Consider the following 19,925-nt stretch of genomic DNA (forward strand, 5'->3'; position numbering starts at 1 on the left):
CCGTTCCAAATCTCCCCAAATCCGGTAAATAAGGCTAAGCCCAAATCATTTTTTTTCCCGAGATCACTTCATAACTTTAACGGTCGGAAAAGCGATTCCAGCCCGTTTAGTATGAATTATAAGACAAAATGTGACTGACTGGCGGAAAATTTCCGGCCACTCCGAACTTTTTCTGCGACTACATCTTGAAAAATCATGTTGAATAAAGACACCAGCAAAAAGCTTTTCGCCGAAGCCAAGAACCACATTCCCGGTGGCGTGAACTCGCCGGTAAGGGCATTCAAAGCCGTGGGCGGCGATCCGATTTTCATGAAATCGGCAAAAGGGGCCGTAATGACCGATGTCGACGGCAACCAGTACGTGGACATGATCAACTCGTGGGGACCGATGATTATCGGGCACGCCCATCCCGAGATTATCGAAGCCGTGCAGGCCGCCGTACCGAACTCTTTGTCTTTCGGCACGCCGGCCTCTCCGGAAGTGGAGATTGCGGAACTGATCAACAAGATGATGCCGAGCATCGAGAAAGTCAGGATGGTGAACTCGGGAACCGAGGCCACTATGTCGGCGATCCGTTTGGCCAGAGGCTACACCAACCGTGACAAGGTGATCAAATTCGAAGGTTGTTATCACGGCCATGGCGATTCGTTCCTGATAGCGGCCGGTAGCGGATTGATTACCATGGGCGAACCGAACAGCCCGGGCGTAACCAAAGGCACAGCCAAAGATACGCTTACGGCTCCGTACAATGACCTTGAGGCAGTAACGGAATTGGTCAAAGCTAACTCAGGCGAAGTGGCGGCGATTATCATAGAGCCGGTAGCCGGTAATATGGGCTGTGTGGTTCCGAAGGAAGGTTACCTTGAAGGTCTCCGTAAGCTGTGCGACGAAGAAGGCGTCGTTCTGATTTTCGATGAGGTTATGACCGGGTTCCGCCTTTCGAAAGGTGGCGCTCAGGAGCGTTTGGGCGTTACGCCGGACATTACCACTTTGGGTAAAATCATTGGTGGTGGAATGCCGGTAGGCGCGTACGGTGGCAAAGCCGAGATTATGGATTTCGTATCACCACAAGGCCCCGTATACCAAGCCGGAACGTTGTCGGGCAATCCGATTTCAATGGCGGCCGGATTGGCAATGCTCAGGCACTTGGACACGCATCCTGAAGTGTACGAAAGAATTGATAACGTGGCGTCTATTTTGGCTGAAGAGACTAAGAAGACTCTTAAGGAACTCGGCTTGAATTATACGACCAACGAGATCGGTTCGATGCACAGCTTGTTCTTTACGGACCGCAAAGTGAACGATTTCGAAGACGCCAAATCTTGCGATACGGCTCTCTTCGGCAGGTACTTCAACGAAATGTTGGAGCGGGGAATTTACCTGGCTCCATCGCAGTTCGAGACGCTGTTTATCTGCTCTGCGATGACAGACGAGCATGTCGAACAGTTTTTGAAAGCAAGCAAAGAGTCGCTTAAAGCGATCCACTGATACTGAAACGCCCGGCGCCGAAAACGCCGGGCGTTTTTCGCAACCTATAGCATTACATAAACATGGAGCTCACCCTGACTACACCGGCGTTGCTGTTTCCCGCCATTTCCCTGTTGTTTCTTTCTTACACAAATAAGTTCTTGACTATTGCGGGGCTTATCCGCAGTCTTTATTCCGAATACAAAGAAAGTCCCGACAAAGTTATCCTCGACCAGCTCAACAACCTTCGTCGCAGGGTGGTGCTTATCAAGTACATGCAGGCTCTTGGAGTCGGCTCGTTTATTTTTTGCGTATTGGATATGTTTCTGTTATTCAACGGGAAACAGTTTGCGGCGGAAGTAGTGTTCGGGATCAGCCTTTTGCTTCTGTTGGCCTCTTTGATTATCTGTATTACGGAGATTCAGATATCTTCTGACGCGCTCAAACTTCAGCTTCACGATATGGAGGACAGCGCCGTGAAAAGATCGCATTAAGCTAGACATACTTAAAATCCTGTTCGGACGTTATTTTGGTACTTGCGGACGTTTTTCGCTAACTTGTGTGAGGGATGTCCGCCAGAAGAGTACTTGACTTCCTATTCGAACAAACGAACGGCTTATTGATGAAAAAAATACTGTTTAGTGTGTTGGCTATGTTGCCCGTCTTGCTCCTTTCTAGTCGAGGCATGGCGCAAGAACAAGACTTTTTCGGTGAACCCGAGCAATCGGATTCCACTAGGGTAATCGTAACCGGTTTGGTGATTAACGGGCTCAACAACGCCCCGATGCCCTATGTCCATGTTATTAACGAACATCTCAAGCAAGGTTCCACAACGGCTGACGATGGCCTTTTTATGATGCGTATGGCGCCCACGGATACGTTGGTGTTTTCTTTTGTGGGGTATAAGCCCCTTCGTTTTACGTTGCCTCAACCGGTAGAGCGTGATCGTTATGTGGCGAAAATCGTAATGGAGGAAACGTCTTACGAACTTCAAACCTTGATCATTAGGCCTTTTATCCCGATTGAGGACCTGAAGCAACAGATCATCAACGAGAAAGTAGAAGATCCTGACAAGAAGGAAAAGGTGGCCGGTGTGAAGTACGGTTCAGGCAAAAAGAAGTCGGCGATGGCTTACGGGTCGCCTATTTCGGCCATAGCTTACCTTTTCAGCAAGGAAAGGAAGATGAAAAAGAAATTGGCGAAAGCCGAAGAGGAATACGAAAACTTTAAGATTATCGACGCGAAGTTTAACGAGAAAATAGTGGCCGAACTTACAGGTTATACCGATAATGACCGGGTGTTGGAGTTTATGCGTTTCTGCAACTATTCAAACGACTACTTGGTCAAGACTGTCGCTTACGACATCATAGTCGATCTTCAGTATAAGAAAGAGGTGTTTGAGGCGATGGAAAAAACGGAGAAAGTAACAACCGGGCAAGAAGACGGACAATAAGGAAAAGAATTTTCTGAGATATAAGGAAACGGAATTCGGTCTGTGTGACTGGGTTCCGTTTTTTGTTTCTCAACCTATAGATAGGAGAGGGGTACAAAAAAAGCCGTCCGGAATCCGAACGGCTTTAGGTTGGGCGAAGCCCGTTTTCTTATTTGCTCGCACGCAAAGCTTCTGCACCCGCAACGATCTCGAGGATCTCGTTGGTGATGGCCGCCTGACGCGTACGGTTGTAAGTCAGCTGCAATTGTTTGATAAGCTCTCCGGCATTGTCGGTAGCTTGTTCCATGGCCGTCATACGCGCTCCGTGCTCGGAGGCGTTTGAGTCGAGTATCGCTTTGTAGAACTGAATCTTCAGTGATTTCGGAATCAATTCCTCTACGATAAACTCCTTCGAAGGCTCATAGATATAGTCGGTTTCCAACTCTTGCGCTTGCTCGGCCACTTCCGCAGGTTTAATCGGCAGGAAAGTCTCCCGCTTCAAAATCTGCATAGCCACGTTGCGGAACGAGTTGTAGATGATCTCCACCTTGTCGTATTTGCCTGAAACGAATCCGTCCATAGCAAGTTCGGCGGCCGGAGCCGCGGTGTCGAAAGTCAAGTCGTGGAAAAGCTCAGAGTAGTCGCTGATGACTTGGTAACCTCTGCGCTTCACAAACTCCAAAGCCTTACGGCCTACGGGCAATACCCACAGGAACCCGGCCTCGTGCTGGCGTTTGTAGTTTTCCTCAACGGTTTGTGTGAACATCTTCAACGCGTTGTTGTTGAAAGCGCCACATAGCCCGCGGTCGGACGTTACGACTACCAAAAGCACGCGGTCTACTTGACGCTGTTGGGCGTAAGCGATGCTTTCGGTCATCTCCTTATTGCCGGAAGAGACGTTCTCAAGAATAGAAGTCAGCTTGTCGGCGTAAGGGCGGATTTTTTCGATCCTTTCCTGTGCGCGTCGCAATTTCGAAGCCGCCACCATTTTCATGGCTTTGGTGATCTGTTGCGTCGACTGTACCGAGCTGATTCTGTTCTTTACCTCTTTTAAGTTTGCCATATCTCCGGTGTTTTGGGCCGGCGTGCCGGCCCGTCAAGTCCTAAACTTATTCGCCGTAGTTTTTGGCAACTTTGGCTGCTACTTCTTTGATGGTCGACGTGGCTTTCTCAGAGAGTTTACCAGCTTTAAGGTCTGCCAAAGCGTCGGCGTGGTCGTTCACGAGAGTCTCGAGGAACTCTTTCTGGAACGCTTTTACCTTAGGCTCGGCAACTTTGTCGAGAAGACCGTTGGTGGCCACGTAAATGATGGCTACCTGCTGTTCAACAGGGATTGGAGAGTACTGTGCCTGCTTCAATACCTCTTGGTTACGGCGACCACGGTCAATTGTCAGCTTGGTGGCGGCGTCGAGGTCCGAACCGAACTTGGCGAATGCCTCAAGCTCGCGGAACTGCGCTTGGTCAAGCTTCAATGTACCCGATACTTTCTTCATCGACTTGATCTGCGCCGAACCACCCACACGCGATACGGAGATACCTACGTTAATCGCAGGACGCATACCGGCGTTGAAGAGGTTGGTTTCGAGGAAGATCTGTCCGTCGGTAATCGAAATTACGTTGGTCGGGATATATGCCGAAACGTCACCTGCCTGGGTTTCGATAATCGGGAGGGCTGTCAATGAACCGCCACCTTTTACGAGTCCTTTGATAGAATCTGGAAGGTCGTTCATTTTCGAAGCGATGCTGTCGTTTCCGTTTACTTTCGACGCACGCTCCAAGAGGCGTGAGTGAAGGTAGAAAACGTCACCCGGGTATGCCTCACGTCCTGGAGGACGACGGAGCAACAAAGAAACCTCACGGTAAGCGACGGCTTGCTTAGACAAGTCATCATAAACGATCAAAGCAGGCTTGCCTTGGTCGCGGAAAAATTCGCCGATAGCGGCGCCGGCGAAAGGCGCGTATACCTGCATTGGAGCAGGATCAGAAGCGGAGGCCGAAACTACAACAGTGTAGTCCATAGCGCCGGCTTTTTCCAAAGCCGAAACGATACCTTTTACTGTGGAAGCCTTCTGTCCGATGGCAACGTAGATACAGTAAACGGGCTCGCCCGCGTCATAAAATTCTTTTTGGTTGATGATCGTGTCGATCGCAACGGCGGTCTTACCAGTCTGGCGGTCGCCAATGATAAGCTCACGCTGTCCACGTCCGATCGGAATCATCGAGTCAACAGCCAAAACACCGGTCTGCAAAGGCTCCGAAACAGGCTCACGGAACACAACGCCGGGAGCTTTACGCTCGATAGGCATTTCGTAGAGCTTGCCTTGAAAATCGCCTTTACCGTCGATTGGCTGGCCCAGTGTGTTCACAACACGGCCGAGCATGCCTTCGCCCACCTCAATGGAAGCGATACGCTTGGTACGCTTTACGGTATCTCCCTCTCTTACGGAAGTCGAATCACCGAAAAGTACGGCGCCGACATTGTCCTCTTCGAGGTTCATAACCATACCTTGCGAGCCGTTCTGGAATTCGATCAGCTCACCGGCCTGTACTTTTGCCAAGCCGTGAATACGGGCAACACCGTCACCTACTTCGAGCACCGTGCCGACTTCCTCCCACTCTGAGGTAGTCTTGACACCGGCGAGCTCCTCCTTTAGTATCGCGGAAACCTCATCGGGTCTAACGTCTGCCATTATTTCTTAAGTTCTTAGAGTTTCAAATTATGCGAAAGAGAAATCAGCGCGTCACCAAATTGCGGCGCATCTGGGCGAGTTTGCTGCTGACAGCGTTGTCGACCTGCTGGTCGCCTACGCGGAAGAGAAAACCTCCGATAAGGCTTTCGTCAACAGACTCTACAAGCCTGATTTGCTTAGCGTCGGTAATACGCTTGGCGGCTTCGATGAAGTCCGCACGTTCGTCCTGCGTAAGCGCAGCGGTGGTCACGACGCTGGCTTCGGCTATTCCTAAGTGCTCGTCGTAGAGGGCGCGGAAAGCCTTGGCAATGGCGGGCAGGTTGCCCGCGCGGCGTTTCTTCACCACCAAGCCGATAAAGGCCTGGATGATGTCTCCCACTTTGCCGTTGAGAATTTTGTTCAGGACGACTTCTTTCTGTCCCGCATCAAGAACGGGATCTTTGAGGGCTGCCACCAGTTCGGGGCTGCCTTCGCAAAGTTGCTCCAACGCCGTCATGTCTTCGTTGACTGCGTCGAGGGCGTTCCGTTCAACAGCCAAAGACATCAGGGCCTTGGCGTAACGCATAGCGACTCTCAGTTCGGACATGACTTATCAGTTATTGTTCAGATCCCTAACATAGCTGGCGACGAGTGTTTTCTTTTCGTCGTCGCTTTGCAGGCTCTTGCGGAGCACTTTTTCCGCGATACCGAGAGAGATCTCGGCCACCTGGTTTTTGACTTGGGCCAAGGCTGCGTTTTTCTCGGCTTCGATGCTCGCTTTGGCGTTAGCCAAAAGCAAAGCGCTCTCTTTGGCCGCTTGCTCCTTTGCCTCTTCCTTTATGCGCTTTCCGGCTGCTTCCGCGTCCTTCACGATTTTCTCGCGCTCTTTGCGGGCTTCCTGGATCAGCGCCTCGTTGTCAGCCTTCAGTTTGGCCATTTCCTTACGGGCTTGCTCTGCGGTCTGCAAGGCTTCTGTGATAGAATCCTCGCGGTCCTTAAGCCCCTTCATGATCGGCTTCCATGCGAACTTGCCCAAAAGAAACAAGGTCAGCAGGAAGATGATCGTCTGCCAAAATATCAGGCCAACACTGGGGGTTACAAGATCCATTGTCTGCTATCTATTTGAATGTTATCGTATCCGTTGGTAAGACGAAAGCCCGGCCACGCCTAACGCGCGGTCCGAGCTTTCCATGTTCTTAGGCAGTTGCGATGATCAAGCAAATCAGTACGCCGAAAAGCGACACACCCTCGATCAAAGCGGCTGCGATAATCATAGCCGTTTGAATCTTGCTACCAGCCTCAGGCTGACGAGCAATGGCTTCCATTGCAGATGAACCAATTTTACCGATGCCAAGTCCAGCGCCTAACGCTACTACACCTGCACCCAAAGCGGCTCCAAAGATTGGCAAACCTGCAACTTCCATCAAGATTGAGTTGAACATGATATTTAGGATTTATAATTGGGAAAATAAATTTTCAAAAGAGTCTGACTGTGTGTGTTGTTCCGTGTTTTAGTGGTCTTCGGCTACGGCTCCGCCAATGTAGATTGCGGAAAGCAACGTGAAGACATAAGCCTGGATAAAGGCCACCATAAGTTCAAGGAAGTTCATGGCCACGCCCAACGCAACTGAGGCAGGCGACACATAAATCGACTTGAACAAGAAGATAAGTGAGATGATACTCAGGATCACGATATGTCCCGCCGTGATGTTGGCGAAGAGACGAACCATCAGGGCGAAAGGCTTGGTAAAGATACCGATCACCTCGATAGGGATCATAATCACGCGCAGTGGCAACGGTACGCCCGGCGTCCAGAAGATGTGTCCCCAGTAATGCTTGTTGCCGCTGAAGTTCGTCACAAAGAAAGTGAACAATGCGAGAACCAATGTCACGGCGATGTTGCCGGTTACGTTGGCTGCGCCGGGCATAAGGCCCATAAGGTTGTTCGCCAAAATGTAGAAGAACATCGTAAGCAAGTAAGGTACGAACCGCTCGTAATGGTGTCCGATCATCGTACGGGCGATGTCGTCACGCACAAAGAGGATCAACGGTTCGAAGAAAGACTGGATGCCTTTCGGTGCCTTGCCGGCGTTTTTCTTGTAACCGCTCGCCACCGCAGTGAAGATCAGGACAAGAACAATGAGGCTCATTATGGCCGAAGCCACGTTTTTCGTGATCGAGAAGTCCCAAACTTTGACGCCGTGGTCAGTGGCGACAACCCCGTGTCCGGAAAGTTCCAGACCGTTGTAGGGAACCAACTCGTGGTTTTGGTAAAATTTTGAGGATGAGAAAACCTGAAGTCCCTGATCATCCGTGTACACGACGATGGGCAAGTAGAACGATCCGTAATGTCCGTCAAACAAATGCCACTCGTAGGCGTCCATAACGTGGTGGAGCGCAAGCTCGCCAGCGTTAAACTTTTCGCCTTCACCGCCACCGGAGGCAAACGCCCTTCCGGTCATTCCGATAAAAAAAACTAAGGCCAACAGCAGTGGTCTCAGTCTTCTGCTAAACTTTAATGTGGTCATCAGTTTCATCAATTCCTGCGTTTTTAGAAGCGGTGCGAAAGTTAGTTAATAAGGAATAAATTTCAAACCCGAGGAACGACAAATAAACCCCTCCGAAATTCACCGCGAAAACGCGCGTGTCGGCCTTGAAAGCAAACACGAAAACCACCGCTACGATAATGGCTAGCAAGAACCTCATTACCAGTGACAACATCAGCTTGGCCGGGCCCGAAATCGTTAGCGCTTCCGAGCCGGAAACAAAGTCGCTGATCCAGAAAACTCCGGCCAAAGCAAGCAACATCGTGTAACGAGCGTGGTACGCGTACGCCGGAGCGAACATTCCCTCCATATATAACACAAGCCCCAATACCGCCGTGAAGACGGCTAGCTTAAGTGTTTTCTTTCCCATCGTCATCTATGTCTTTAGTCAGGCTACGGATAAGGCTGTATATTACTCCCAAAACCCCCAATACTGTCAGGAGGATGGTGAACAGCCTTCCGCCGCCGGCCCATTCGTCGATTTTGGCGCCAATCCAGTAACATATAAAGAGTGTGGCGCCCATTTGTACGGCAAGGCCCGAATATTTGGCGTATCCGGCGGAGTGTTTACGCCAGTTGCCCTTCCCGCTCTTTTGACGCGGCATTGTTTCTTGTGTTCATCTTTACGGCCTTGGCCTCTTCGCCCATGCGGCAGGCTCCGTTAAATACGGCTCCGGACTCCACAATAAGCTTTTGTGTGTAAATCTCTCCGTTTACTACCGCCGAGGCTTTAAGTACCAGCAGGTCTTTTACCCTGATCGTGCCGTCCACTTGGCCTTCGATCTCAGCGTTTTGGGCTTCCAAATCACCTTTGATCTTGGCAGGCTTACCGAGGACCACTTTGGCTTTACAGTCAAGCTTACCTATAAGTTCCCCTTCGAAACGGATGTTTCCGGCCGCCTCCAAGTCTCCCTCGAAGCTGGTTCCCTGACCGAGGATGTTGTTGGCGTTGATGTTCGGTTGGGCTTCGGAGGCCACTGTCTTTTCGGTTTTCTTATTAAACATGGCAGATGATTTACTTTGATTTGTGTCGAATGGATATTACGTAGGGCGGAAAAACCGCCCGCTATAGGCTAGTATCTTAAAAACTCCTGCGGATTCATCGGCGAACCGTTGTACCACATTTCGAAATGAAGGTGCGGGCCGGTGGTCAGCTCGCCGGTGTTTCCCACAATGGCGATCACCTTTCCTCCGCTTACAAAGTCTCCGGCTTTTACGAAAACCTCGGCCGTATGTTTGTACACGGACATTAGGTTGTCCTGGTGCTGTATTATCACCACATTGCCAGTGTCCTGTGTCCAGGCAGCCATCACCACCGTTCCGTCGGCCACGCTTTTTACGGTTTCGTTTTCTTTGGCCACCACGTCCACGCCATAATGCGCTTCTTTGGCGTTGTAAGGGGATGATATCGTTCCTTCGGTTGGTTTGAAAAAGAACAGCTGCTGAAGCTCCGAATATGAAACGTCGCTGTTGTTCAGGTCTTCGATTTCCACGTCGTTAAATTCGGCCCTTAGGCGCCGGTCGGCGTCCTGCACGCTCTCGGCCACGCTGCGGGGCTGATCCTCCGTCAGTCCGTTTTCCCGGCGTATGGAATCCTCGTTCCTCACTTCGCCGGACATTACGCTCGTGAGGTTTTCGATAAACTCCTGCTTGCTCTCCACCGCCCACATAAGCGAATCCACTTCTCCGGACAGCGCGGCGATGCGCTTCATATTTGCCCTGTTTTCGTAAGAAGGGTCAAACCACCTTGCCAGCAGGGTTTGGGCCAGAAACAGCGCAACGAACACGGACACGACGAAAACGCTGCCTAGCACTACTGCCAGCTTGGCGTAATTGAAGCTGAAAGTTGTCTTCTCCGCAAAATTTTCCTCGCTCCTAATCACCAGCACGTAACGCGTGCCAAGACGATCAGCCAATGTCCTTTTGTTTTTCAAACTCTGAAGGGATAGAAATTAAAATAATCTCAAAAAGAAGCCTTTACCGCAAATCAAATGATTTTTTACCTATATTATAAGCCTAAACTGTTTTTTCTGAGAACAAAGTCTATTAACTGTCTTGACTTCTAATAGGATACGGAACACCATCGCCGCGGTCATTGCGGCCTTGGTAATGTGGGGATGCGCGGCGGACAATACCGGGGTTTCCGGACAGCTGTACCATAACACCACAGCCAGATATAACGCGTACTTCTACGCTAGGGAAATTCTGAAAGAGGCAAAGGCCGAGATTGAGAAAGCGCAGGAAGACCATTACGAAGGGACCTTGCCCTTGCTCCGGTCGGTGGACTCCACCCATACGTTTTCGCAGAAAGAGAAGCTTGAGGAAGTGATCAAGAAAGCTTCCATCGCTATCCAGAGACATCCGTCAAGCCAATGGACCGACGACTGTTACGTGCTCGTGGGGCAGGCCCGCCTTTACCTTAACGAGTTCGACAACGCTGTCGAGACCTTCAAATTCGTCAATACCAAAAGCGAAGACGACGATACCCGCCACCAAGCGCTGATACACCTTATAAGGACGTTTGTCGAGAACAAAATGCCCGACAACGCCGTCAGCGTGGAAGATTTTATATTAAAGGAGAAACTTTCGAAAGAAAACGCCAAGCGTTTCGGTGTGGCGAGGGCTTCGCTTTACCAGCATTTGGGCGAAGACAAAAAGGTAGTTGAATACCTTGCGGAAGTGGCCCCCCAACTGACCCGAAGGGAGGAACGTGCCCGGACATTTTTTATCCTTGGCCAACATTTCCAAAAACTAGGCAAAGGCCCCGAGGCGTACGAAAGCTACAGACGGTGCTTGCGTAGCAATCCCAGTTACGAATTGGACTTTCACGCAAGGCTCAATATGGCCCAGGTTACCACTCTCGGCGACGCCGGAAGCTTGAAAAAGGCCAGAAAGTATTTCAATAAATTGCTTCGGGACAAAAAGAACGAGGATTTTCAAGACAAGATTTTCTATGAGATAGGGCAGTTTGAAGCTAGACAAGACAATATTGACGGCGCCGTGGACGCCTATCGTAAGTCGATCAGTAAAAGCAAAGGCAACGTAAGGCAAAAAGCCTATTCGTATTTGCGCTTGGGCGAAATCCATTACGAGAAATTCAGGGATTTCAAAAGCGCCAAGAACTATTACGACAGCGCACTGACTTCTTTGCCGAAAACCGATCCGGATTATTTGCGCATCAGCAAACGCCAAAAAGTGCTCGATAAGTTTGCGAAAGCGTATTATACGATAGTCGAGCAAGACAGTTTGTTGCGCCTTTCGTCCAGAGATTCGTCGTCCGTTATGGCGGAGTTGATGGCCCGTATAAAGGCCCGCAAAGATGCGGAGAAGAAAGCGGCTCGCCAAGCCGCCAAGCGTTTGCGTCGCCAGCCGGGCAGGGCGTTCCAAACCGGAGCCGGCCAGGCGTATAATTTCGGGGCAACCGAAAGCCCAACGGGCGAGTGGTATTTCCACGACCCGGCGACCGTAAGTGCGGGCCGGGCGCAGTTCCGTCAGGTTTGGGGACAGTTGGAATTGCGTGACAATTGGAACAGGGCCAGCGCTGAGAGAACCCAAGACGAAGGGGGAGACAATCCCGACGACGGTCTGGCCATTGCCGGCGAAAATACCCCGGGCGGAAAAGCCAGACGCAAACCGGAAGCCGAATTGATTCAGGAAGAAGCCTCTGTGGCTTTCGCCAAAATCCCGTTTTCGGCCAGTGCCAAAGCCGAAGCGTCGAAAAAGATCGAAAACGCTTATTATGATTTGGGAAAAATCTACCGATTTGACCTGAGCGATACCACCGAAGCCGTAAAGACCTTCGACACCATGCTTGAGCGCTTTCCGGAAACCGAATACGAGCCGGAAGTGCTTTATTCGCTTTACCTGATGCTGAAGCCTACCGATGCCGCTAGGGCGGAGGTAGTGAAGAATATCCTTCTGTCCGAATTTCCGGATACGATTTACGCCAAACTTCTCATCAACCCGAATTACAGCGAGGAGAAAAACGCCCGTACTTTGGCGATGCTTAAAAAATACGACGAGGCTTACACTTTTTTCAAAGCCGACAGTTTGGTGATAGCCACAAACCTAGCCGATGACGCTTTGCGTGTATACGGCGATATTCCGGAAAGTGACCGCTTCAGGATACTGAAGATTTTGGTCAGAGGCAAAACGGATGGCTATTATCCTTACAAAGCGGACCTGAACACTTTCCTGAAGGATCGTCCCGAGAGCCCTTTTAAGGCTTACGCCGAAAAACTTTTGAAAGCGGCCGACGCTTACAAAGCCGAAGTCGATCGTCAAAAAAGCATCCATTTTATCCCCGACTTCAAAACACCGCATTCTTTTGTGGTGATTTATCCGAACGAAAAAGAATACGCTGAGAGTGTTCCCAAGGCTGTAGAGGCGTTTATGGCGCTCTATAATCAGTCGGGTAAATTGGCTAGCGCCCAGCTTGCTTTGGATAAAAGAAGGATGATGGCGGTGGTGGAAGTGTTTGCTGACAAGACGGCGGCCATGAGGTTTTACGGAGCTTTCAATGGCGAAAACGGACCTTTTAAGGCGCTAAAGGCAAACGAAATTCATAACTTTGTCATTAACAAAGACAATATGCATATACTAACGCGCTCAAAGGCCGTTACTGATTATATGCGCTTTTTCGAAGCAAACTATCTTTTAGGGGCCCCCGAAGGGCTTTGACGGATAGGACCCCATTTACAAAATAGTTTTATGTCTGACAGTGTGATCAACGAACCTGAAACAAAAGAGGAAGGAACGCCTTCCAAACCTTCCGGGCGCAAATTTATCTATTGGGCTTGGGGCATATTCGCCGCGGGAGCTCTCGGCGCCATTTTCTGGGTGTATGCCGTATCGGCCAATTTGTTCGGCCTTTTCGGGCCATTGCCCAGCTACAAAAGATTGGAGAACCCTAAAAGTGACCTTTCTTCGGTGATCTACTCGGCCGATGGCAAGGAACTTGGAAAATATTACCGGACAAACCGAATAGCGGTGGAGTTCGACGACCTGTCGCCTTTTTTGAAACAGACACTTGTGGCGGTTGAGGACGAGGATTTTTATGACCATGCCGGCATTTCCTTTATGGCCACGATGAGGGTGCTTTATAAGTCCTTGCTTTTGGGACAGGGCACAGGTGGTGGCAGTACGCTCACTCAGCAAGTAGCCAAAAACCTTTTTGGAACCAGGGGCGAGTTGCAGGGACCGTTAGGAGAGTCGTTTGGAATTTTTGACAAACTGATTTACAAGACCAAGGAATGGATTGTGGCCGTACAGCTTGAACGGTCTTACACCAAGCCCGAAATCATGGCCATGTATCTGAACACGATGTTTTACGGTAGTGGTTCGCATGGTATTGAGGCGGCGGCGCAGACGTTTTTCAACAAGTCGCAGGATCAACTGAAACTTGAAGAGGCGGCTTTGTTGGTGGGATTGGTGCAGCGTCCTTCTTTTCTCAACCCGAGAAAACACCCGGAAAGGGCTAAGAAGAGAAGAAACATTGTCTTCAGGCAAATGAACCGGAACGGTTTCATCTCGGAAACCGAGCAAGATTCGTTGTCGAAGCTTCCCGTAAGGCTCGACTACAACGTCAAAAACCAAAACTACGGATTGGCAACCTATTTCCGTGCTGTTATCAAGGACGATTTGATGAGGTGGGCCAAAGAAAGCGGTTACGATCTTTGGGCCGGAGGCTTGCGCATTCATACCACCATCGATAGCCGTATGCAGGAATACGCTGAGGCGTCGATGAAGTCCAATATGACTAGCCTGCAGAAGAAATTCAACAAGCACTGGGAGGGACGCCAGCCGTTTTTGGATAAAGACAACAGGCCGATTCCGAATTTTGTGGAAGAGCAGATCGTTCCCCGCACCAAGGCTTACAGGGCTCTGAAAGCCAGATACAAGAATAACAAGGATTCGATCCGGGCCAAACTTAACGAGCGCAAGAAGATGACGGTTTTCACTTGGAACGGCGAAGTCGACACCATGATGAGCACCGTGGATTCGCTCAAGCATTATTTGCGTTACTTGCGTAGCGGTTTTATGGCCATGGATCCCGCTACCGGCGCTGTTAAAGCTTGGGTGGGAGGAATCAACCACAAGCATTTCAAGTTTGACCAAGTAAAACAAGGCCGACGCCAGCCGGGCTCCACCTTTAAGCCGATTGTATACGCGGCGGCGATCGACAACGGTTATTCGCCGTGTCTCAAACTTCGTGATACCCAGATTTCCATCCCGATCCCCGGGCAGGAGGCGTGGTCGCCGGAGAACTCTAACGGAAAATTTACCGGAGAGGAAATGACGCTACGCCAAGCGATGGCCAGGTCTGTCAACTCCATCACGGGCCAAATCTTGAAAAAAGTGGGGCCGAACACTGTTGTGGATTACGCCAGAAGGCTAGGTATAAAATCACCGCTTGATCCGGTGCCTTCGATTTGTTTGGGTACCAGTCCGGTTACGCTTTTCGAGCTAACGGGTGCCTACGGGACATTCGTGAACAAGGGCGTGCATGTCGAACCATTCTTTATTACGAAGATAGAAGACAAATTCGGAAACCTTATTGAGGACTTTCACCCGAAACGTAGCGAAGTTCTTAATGAGGAGACCGCTTACTTGATGACTTATATGCTCCGGGGAACTACCGAAGAGGTTGGAGGAACCGGCCGAGGGATTCCTTATTCCCTTAGGGAAGGAAATCAGTTGGGCGGTAAGACAGGAACAACCAATAACGCCTCTGACGGTTGGTTTGTGGGCGTGACAAAAGATTTGGTCTGCGGAGCGTGGGTAGGTGGCGAGATGCCGACGATCCGTTTCCGTTCGTGGGCCGAGGGCCAAGGTGGCAGAACCGCCATGCCGATTTGGAGAGATTTCATGGGGCACGTATACGATGATAAGGACTTGGGATATGAGAGAGGGAACTTCCCAGTTCCGGAGAACCTGACCAGCGAACTGGATTGTGACGTATTTTCCGAAGCGACCGAAAACGCCAAGAATATGGATCCGTCGGACAGCTCGTATGTAGCGCCCGAGCCGGCGCCGGAAATTGAGCAAATAGATCCGGATGATCTGGACATGTGATTTGCAATGTGTTTTCCGGTAAAGAAAAATCCCGCATCCGAAGTCTCGGATGCGGGATTTTTTTATACTTGAAATAAAACGCATTTCAGACTTTTACGCAAAAAATAGCGCTTTGGTTTCCCTTCTGTCACAGAGAATCAAATGATTTTCAAATCGATAAAATGTCAGTTACGGGCATGATAAAAGTCACACAGAACGCAAGCGTTTGTTTTTATCTTCAGTACGAAGACCAAGACAAATCACTGGTAGCCAATATTAAAGACCAAAACTGACACCAATGAACAGCATTCAGCAACAGTTTCTTACAGAGTCACTGAAGTCCGCGAAGCCAAGCCAGAATACGCCCGCAAAAGCAATCTCAACCCAACGTATCGCCGAGAAATTGGGAATAGGGGACCAAGAGGTGAAAGAAGTTACTGACGGGCTTATTGCCCAAGGATATATCGCTAGTATTGACCGTAAAACGACACATTTTTTCATTACTAGCAAGGCGAAAGAAACTCTTTGATTTATACTTTTGACAGGCCATGAAAAAAACCGAAGCATTCCGCTTCGGTTTTTTGTTTGCTGTTTATCTTTTCTCGGAAAGGTTCGGGTGTTTCTTCGCTAAAGCGTTACGGGCGCCCCTTTTTTCTTTGAAGACGCGTATACGGCTTTGATCAGCTTCAACGAGGCCAGTGCGTCTTTTCCCGATACGGCGGGTTGCGTCCCGTTGCGCACGGCGTCGGCCATATCTTCGATTTGGAATTTGTGTTGGGCATGGTCAATCGCCAACGGATCTGACGCTCCCACTTTCAATTCGCCTCCACCATCATCGTCGTGCGTGGCGCCGGGTACGTTCCATACTTTTATCTTTCCGCCCTCTAATACCACACCGCCTTTGGTGCCGTGTATTTCCAAACGTTCCGGGTATCCGGGAAAAACGGCCGTTGCGCCTTCAATCGTTCCGATAGCATTGTTCTTGAACGCCACATGAGCCACACCGACATCTTCGCCTTCGATATTATGGCGGAGGGTTCTGACGTTCCCGTTCACCCAGTCGACGTCGCCCATAATGTCAAGTAACAAATCGATAGTGTGTATCGACTGGTTGATCAGCGCAGCTCCTCCGTCTCCCGCAAAAGTTCCGCGCCAAGGTTTGGAGGCATAATACTCCTGATCCCTAAACCATTTGATGTATGCGTTGCCCAAAAGAAGATCGCCGAGCTCACCGTTTCTCACGGCTTCTTTTAGTTTGAGATAGTCGGTCTTGAACCGGTTTTGGAAAATGCATCCGAGTTTTACGCCGGCATCGTCGCAAGCTTGGATCATCTGCTCGGCCCTTTCCACCGTTACTTCGAGTGGTTTTTCGGTAAGAACGTGCTTTCCGGCTTTGGCCGCCACCAATGTTGGCTCCAGGTGGGCTCCGCTTGGTGTGCAAATGCAGACGATGTCAATATCCGGTCGGGATACCATTTCCCGAAAATCGGAATAGACGTCCACGTTGTATTCGTTCTTGGCGGCTTCTGTTTTTTCCGGTCTGGAAACCGAAATGGCCTTAAGCTCGCAAGCTTCGGCTTCTTTGATGCTTCGGATATGGAAATCGGCGATGGCTCCCAGCCCTATTACTCCGAATCCGATGGTTTTCTTTCGCATAAAGGGTTTGGTGTTTGGCGGGTGATATTTTCAGGTGTTCGGCTCAGGCCGAAGAAAAAGAAACCCGGCGCTGAGCCGGGTTTTGAACATGCCTGACTTAAACGGTCTTTTTGGCGTTTTCTATCTCTTCTTCAAGGTGCACTATGCGACCGTGGTGCATAGACTCCAAAGCCATGCGCACGGCTATAGCCACGTCGGCTCCGGTTTTGACGTTCGATACCGGTTGTTTGCCTTTGACAATGGCGTCACGGTAAGCGATCAGTGCGTCTACCGTGGCGTCGGCGTTCATATTGATCACGTGCCTGTTCTTCGTGTCACGGTCCGGATCCCAAAGCTTGATTGAGGCTCCCGTTACGCCGTCGAAGGTGCCTTTTTCCTCGACTTCGTTTTTCTTTTTGTCCGAAAGAAGGAACTCGGCTTCGTGATGGTTCATAAGCAAAGTTCCCTGTTTCCCTTTTATACGGATTTTTACGCCGTCAAACTTATTGGTGGTCAAGCTACTGAAAGTCGCTTTTTTTCCGCCGGGGTAATCAGCCAAAAAGTGAATGTTGTCGAAAGTCTCGCGTCCGTCTTTCCAATAATCGACGCCTCCGGTACCCATTATCCGGGTCGGTACTGAGCCGAGGACCCAGTTTACGAAGTCGATTTGGTGGCTTGAAAGCTCTGCAGCCAATCCGCCTGAAAATTCTTTGTACATGCGCCAGTTAACGAAGCGCTCGTATTTGGATTTGGGTTCGGGAACGGATCTTCTCCAGTCGCCGTCGCGGTTCCACTGGCATTCGAAATGCGAGATGTCGCCTATGACTCCGTCTTTGAGCATTTTCACCACCTTCTTGTATACCCAAGAGTTGTGGTGCTGGTGGCCGGTTTGGAAAATGATGTTAGGATTCTCCTCGGCCAGTTGCGAAAGGTGCAATGCGGGCGCTACACCGTGTACGAGGGTTTTCTCGCAATAAAGGTGTTTGCCTGCGGCGATGCTCGCTTTGGCGATTTCGTAGTGCGTGCTGTAAGGCGTGGCAATGATTACTGCGTCGACATTAGCTTTCGCTAAAAATTCTTTGTAATCGCTGAAAGCTTGGACCTCGTGGGTTTTGGTCTCTTTACCGTCTTTGTCTTTGACGGTTCTGGCGGCTTTTACGCCGTTTTCGAGCCTGAAGGGAAGCGTGTCGCAACAAGCGGTTACCTGAAAGTCAGGAATCTTGTTGCAAGTGTGGATCAGTCCCGTGCCGCGGCTTCCGGTACCGATTACTCCTATCTTTATTGAATTCTCTTTGGTCAAGGCTTTGATTTCGCCACGTGACCATGATGATTTCTTGTTCTTTTTGTCGGAACCTGTGGAACATGCGCCAGCCAAAACCCCAAGGGCGGCGAGTCCGCCGGCTTTCAAAATATCTCTTCTGCTTGACATGGTATCCCTGATTGTACTGTGAAAAATTGTGTGTGCCCGGGCCTGGCCCGCGTGTTGTGAGTAAGGCGCGGCTGGCGCGCCAAAAGTGTGGAAACACGAAAGGGCCGGATGATTACCGGCCCCGTGTCTAGTTCGTTATTACAAAGGTTTGCGAAGCGGCTTGATCTTGATGCTGCGGAAATGCACCTCGTCGCCGTGATCTTGCAAGAGGATGTGGCCCTCTGGCAATTCGCCGAAGTTCTCCCATTTGCTGTACTTACTGTACGCTACCAAGGCGCGGAACATCTGTGAGCCACGCTCGTACTCCACCACTTTGTTGTTGTTGAGCCAGTGTTCCACACGGTCGCCTGACACTACGATGCGGGCGCGGTTCCATTTGCCGATGCCGTTAAAACCTTTCTTGCGGTAAGGGTAGATGAGGTTTTTGGCCGTGATCAAGTCGTAAAGTGAAGCTACCGTACGGTTGCCAGCTGTGCCTTTTTTGGCGTCAGGGTGGTTTTTGTCGTCAAGAATCTGGAATTCGAGTCCGATAGAAGAACCTTTTCCTTTGTTGATCTCAGGATCCACGAAGTATTTGATACCGCTGTTGGCTCCCTTAGTCATCATGAAGTCAACCTCAAGCTCGAACTGGCTGTACTTGTCTTTGGTGATGATGTCGCCACCGTTTCCTGACTCAGCACCGTCGGCTTTCTCAACGATAAGCTCGCCGTTAGAGATCTGCCATCCTTTTGATGGGAAAGTGGCTGATTTCGATCCTCTCCATCCTTCGGTGTCTTTACCGTTCCAGAGAAGTTTCCATCCGTCGTGCTTCTCAGAAGCGGTCAGCGTGTTCGGGATGTAGTTGAATACAGGCACGTGAGGATCCTGACGGTAGCTGTCCGCTTCGAAGTCAGAAGTTTTGATGCGGATATTTCTCCAGTATACTTTTTTTCCGTTTTTGGCTTGGTCTCTACCGATGCCGTGAACCTGAAGACCGAAGATACCCTCGGCGTCGAAGTCGTCAACTAGGTAAGAAGCCTGAACACCGTTTACCCAAGTACGAATAGTGTTGCCGATAGCCTCGATGCGGATAGTGTTCCAGTCACCGTGTTTGTAAGCTGCGCCAGCCTTAGGGTTGCGGGCCAAGTTGTAGATCCATCCGCGACGAGCTTCGTCGTAGATACCGCCTGTCCAAGAACGCGGGCTAGTCTCAACTTCGCACTGGTAACCGTATACGCGCTCAGTCTTGTCTTTGTTTGGACGGGTTTGCGCTCTGAACATAATACCAGAGTTCAGCAAAGGCTCCACTTTTGTTTCGTATTCGATAATAAAGTCCCCGTATTTCTTTTTAGTACAAAGGAAAGTGTTCGGAGTGTTCATCGTCGAAGTACCCACGATTTGGCCGTCGATCACTTCGTATTTGGCTTTCCCGCCTTTAGAAGTCCAGCCTTTAAGGTTTTTGCCGTTGAACAGATTTGTCCAGCCGTCTGTCTGCGCCTGAAGTGGCAAAACCGCCACGAGCAGGGCCAACATTGTCAATGTGGAAAAAATCTTTCGCATTTTCTCTTATGTTTTGGTTAAATTCGAAAAAATCGAACCGTATCTTCTTATCGTTTCAAAATTGCGTAAATTCATGTGTGCGAGGCGATACGGAATCGTTCAGTGAATGGTACCCGGCGTTGCGCGTATGGGTTTTTCATAAGATTTGACGGATT

The 19,925-nt window shown here is 50.1% G+C and carries 19 protein-coding genes; 6 read left to right on the forward strand and 13 right to left on the reverse strand.

Annotation, left to right across the window (positions count from 1 at the left end):
- Positions 1–195: 195 nt before the first annotated feature.
- From hemL to AABK39_RS04190, 3 genes are all read left to right on the forward strand, one after another.
- Positions 196–1,488 (forward strand): glutamate-1-semialdehyde 2,1-aminomutase, encoded by a 1,293-nt coding sequence (gene hemL / locus AABK39_RS04180; RefSeq protein ID WP_338393662.1) that lies wholly within the window; start codon positions 196–198, stop codon positions 1,486–1,488.
- Positions 1,489–1,550: 62 nt separating this feature from the next.
- Positions 1,551–1,961 carry a DUF2721 domain-containing protein gene (locus AABK39_RS04185; protein WP_338393663.1) on the forward strand — a complete coding sequence of 137 codons (411 nt, stop codon included), beginning with the start codon at positions 1,551–1,553 and terminating at the stop codon, positions 1,959–1,961.
- A gap of 128 nt (positions 1,962–2,089) precedes the next feature.
- On the forward strand, positions 2,090–2,920 hold the full coding sequence (locus AABK39_RS04190; protein WP_338393664.1) for a carboxypeptidase-like regulatory domain-containing protein: 831 nt from the start codon (positions 2,090–2,092) through the stop codon (positions 2,918–2,920).
- 148 nt (positions 2,921–3,068) lie between these two features.
- On the opposite strand, the gene atpG is transcribed toward AABK39_RS04190, so the two are convergent.
- The 10 genes from atpG to AABK39_RS04240 all read right to left on the reverse strand — a co-directional run bounded on the left by atpG (position 3,069) and on the right by AABK39_RS04240 (position 10,030).
- A complete protein-coding gene (gene atpG / locus AABK39_RS04195; protein ID WP_338393665.1) occupies positions 3,069–3,962 on the reverse strand; it encodes an ATP synthase F1 subunit gamma in 894 nt (297 codons plus the stop codon).
- A gap of 46 nt (positions 3,963–4,008) precedes the next feature.
- A complete protein-coding gene (atpA, locus tag AABK39_RS04200; RefSeq protein WP_338393666.1) occupies positions 4,009–5,589 on the reverse strand; it encodes a F0F1 ATP synthase subunit alpha in 1,581 nt (526 codons plus the stop codon).
- A gap of 43 nt (positions 5,590–5,632) precedes the next feature.
- A complete protein-coding gene (gene atpH / locus AABK39_RS04205; protein ID WP_338393667.1) occupies positions 5,633–6,175 on the reverse strand; it encodes an ATP synthase F1 subunit delta in 543 nt (180 codons plus the stop codon).
- Positions 6,176–6,181: 6 nt separating this feature from the next.
- The gene (gene atpF, locus AABK39_RS04210) at positions 6,182–6,676 is read right to left on the reverse strand and encodes a F0F1 ATP synthase subunit B (protein WP_338393668.1); all 495 of its coding nucleotides are present in this window, start codon (positions 6,674–6,676) and stop codon (positions 6,182–6,184) included.
- An 88-nt stretch (positions 6,677–6,764) separates the two neighbouring features.
- Complete coding sequence (gene atpE, locus AABK39_RS04215) at positions 6,765–7,010, reverse strand: ATP synthase F0 subunit C (RefSeq protein ID WP_338393669.1); 246 nt, start codon at positions 7,008–7,010, stop codon at positions 6,765–6,767.
- A gap of 69 nt (positions 7,011–7,079) precedes the next feature.
- On the reverse strand, positions 7,080–8,105 hold the full coding sequence (atpB, locus tag AABK39_RS04220; protein WP_338393670.1) for a F0F1 ATP synthase subunit A: 1,026 nt from the start codon (positions 8,103–8,105) through the stop codon (positions 7,080–7,082).
- Positions 8,077–8,484 (reverse strand): hypothetical protein, encoded by a 408-nt coding sequence (locus AABK39_RS04225; RefSeq protein WP_338393671.1) that lies wholly within the window; start codon positions 8,482–8,484, stop codon positions 8,077–8,079. The genes atpB and AABK39_RS04225 overlap by 29 nt, the downstream gene beginning before the upstream one ends.
- Entirely contained in the window at positions 8,465–8,719 is a 255-nt protein-coding gene (locus tag AABK39_RS04230) for an AtpZ/AtpI family protein (RefSeq protein WP_338393672.1), read from the reverse strand. Before AABK39_RS04230 ends, AABK39_RS04225 begins: the two co-directional genes overlap by 20 nt.
- Complete coding sequence (locus tag AABK39_RS04235) at positions 8,682–9,119, reverse strand: bactofilin family protein (RefSeq protein ID WP_338393673.1); 438 nt, start codon at positions 9,117–9,119, stop codon at positions 8,682–8,684. The genes AABK39_RS04230 and AABK39_RS04235 overlap by 38 nt, the downstream gene beginning before the upstream one ends.
- A 68-nt stretch (positions 9,120–9,187) precedes the next feature.
- Positions 9,188–10,030: a M23 family metallopeptidase gene (locus tag AABK39_RS04240; RefSeq protein WP_338393674.1), complete on the reverse strand. Its 843-nt coding sequence runs from the start codon at positions 10,028–10,030 to the stop codon at positions 9,188–9,190.
- Between the two features lie 139 nt (positions 10,031–10,169).
- Here AABK39_RS04240 and porW point away from each other — a divergent pair, with 139 nt between their 5' ends.
- The 3 genes from porW (at position 10,170) to AABK39_RS04255 (ending at position 15,696) form a co-directional block, all read left to right on the forward strand.
- Positions 10,170–12,794, forward strand: coding sequence for a type IX secretion system periplasmic lipoprotein PorW/SprE (porW, locus tag AABK39_RS04245; RefSeq protein WP_338393675.1), 2,625 nt, complete (start codon positions 10,170–10,172; stop codon positions 12,792–12,794).
- 30 nt (positions 12,795–12,824) lie between these two features.
- Positions 12,825–15,188, forward strand: coding sequence for a penicillin-binding protein 1A (locus AABK39_RS04250; RefSeq protein ID WP_338393676.1), 2,364 nt, complete (start codon positions 12,825–12,827; stop codon positions 15,186–15,188).
- Between the two features lie 277 nt (positions 15,189–15,465).
- Positions 15,466–15,696 carry a hypothetical protein gene (locus AABK39_RS04255; RefSeq protein ID WP_338393677.1) on the forward strand — a complete coding sequence of 77 codons (231 nt, stop codon included), beginning with the start codon at positions 15,466–15,468 and terminating at the stop codon, positions 15,694–15,696.
- Positions 15,697–15,794: 98 nt separating this feature from the next.
- Here AABK39_RS04255 and AABK39_RS04260 read toward each other — a convergent pair whose 3' ends face one another.
- The 3 genes from AABK39_RS04260 to AABK39_RS04270 form a co-directional block, all read right to left on the reverse strand.
- Positions 15,795–16,823: a Gfo/Idh/MocA family protein gene (locus tag AABK39_RS04260; RefSeq protein WP_338393678.1), complete on the reverse strand. Its 1,029-nt coding sequence runs from the start codon at positions 16,821–16,823 to the stop codon at positions 15,795–15,797.
- 97 nt (positions 16,824–16,920) lie between these two features.
- Positions 16,921–18,231, reverse strand: a complete 1,311-nt coding sequence (locus AABK39_RS04265) for a Gfo/Idh/MocA family oxidoreductase (protein WP_338393679.1) — start codon at positions 18,229–18,231, stop codon at positions 16,921–16,923.
- 138 nt (positions 18,232–18,369) lie between these two features.
- Positions 18,370–19,770, reverse strand: a complete 1,401-nt coding sequence (locus AABK39_RS04270) for a 3-keto-disaccharide hydrolase (protein WP_338393680.1) — start codon at positions 19,768–19,770, stop codon at positions 18,370–18,372.
- Between the last annotated feature and the right edge of the window lie 155 nt (positions 19,771–19,925).

This window comes from Fulvitalea axinellae, assembly GCF_036492835.1.
Lineage (GTDB): Bacteria > Bacteroidota > Bacteroidia > Cytophagales > Cyclobacteriaceae > Fulvitalea > Fulvitalea axinellae.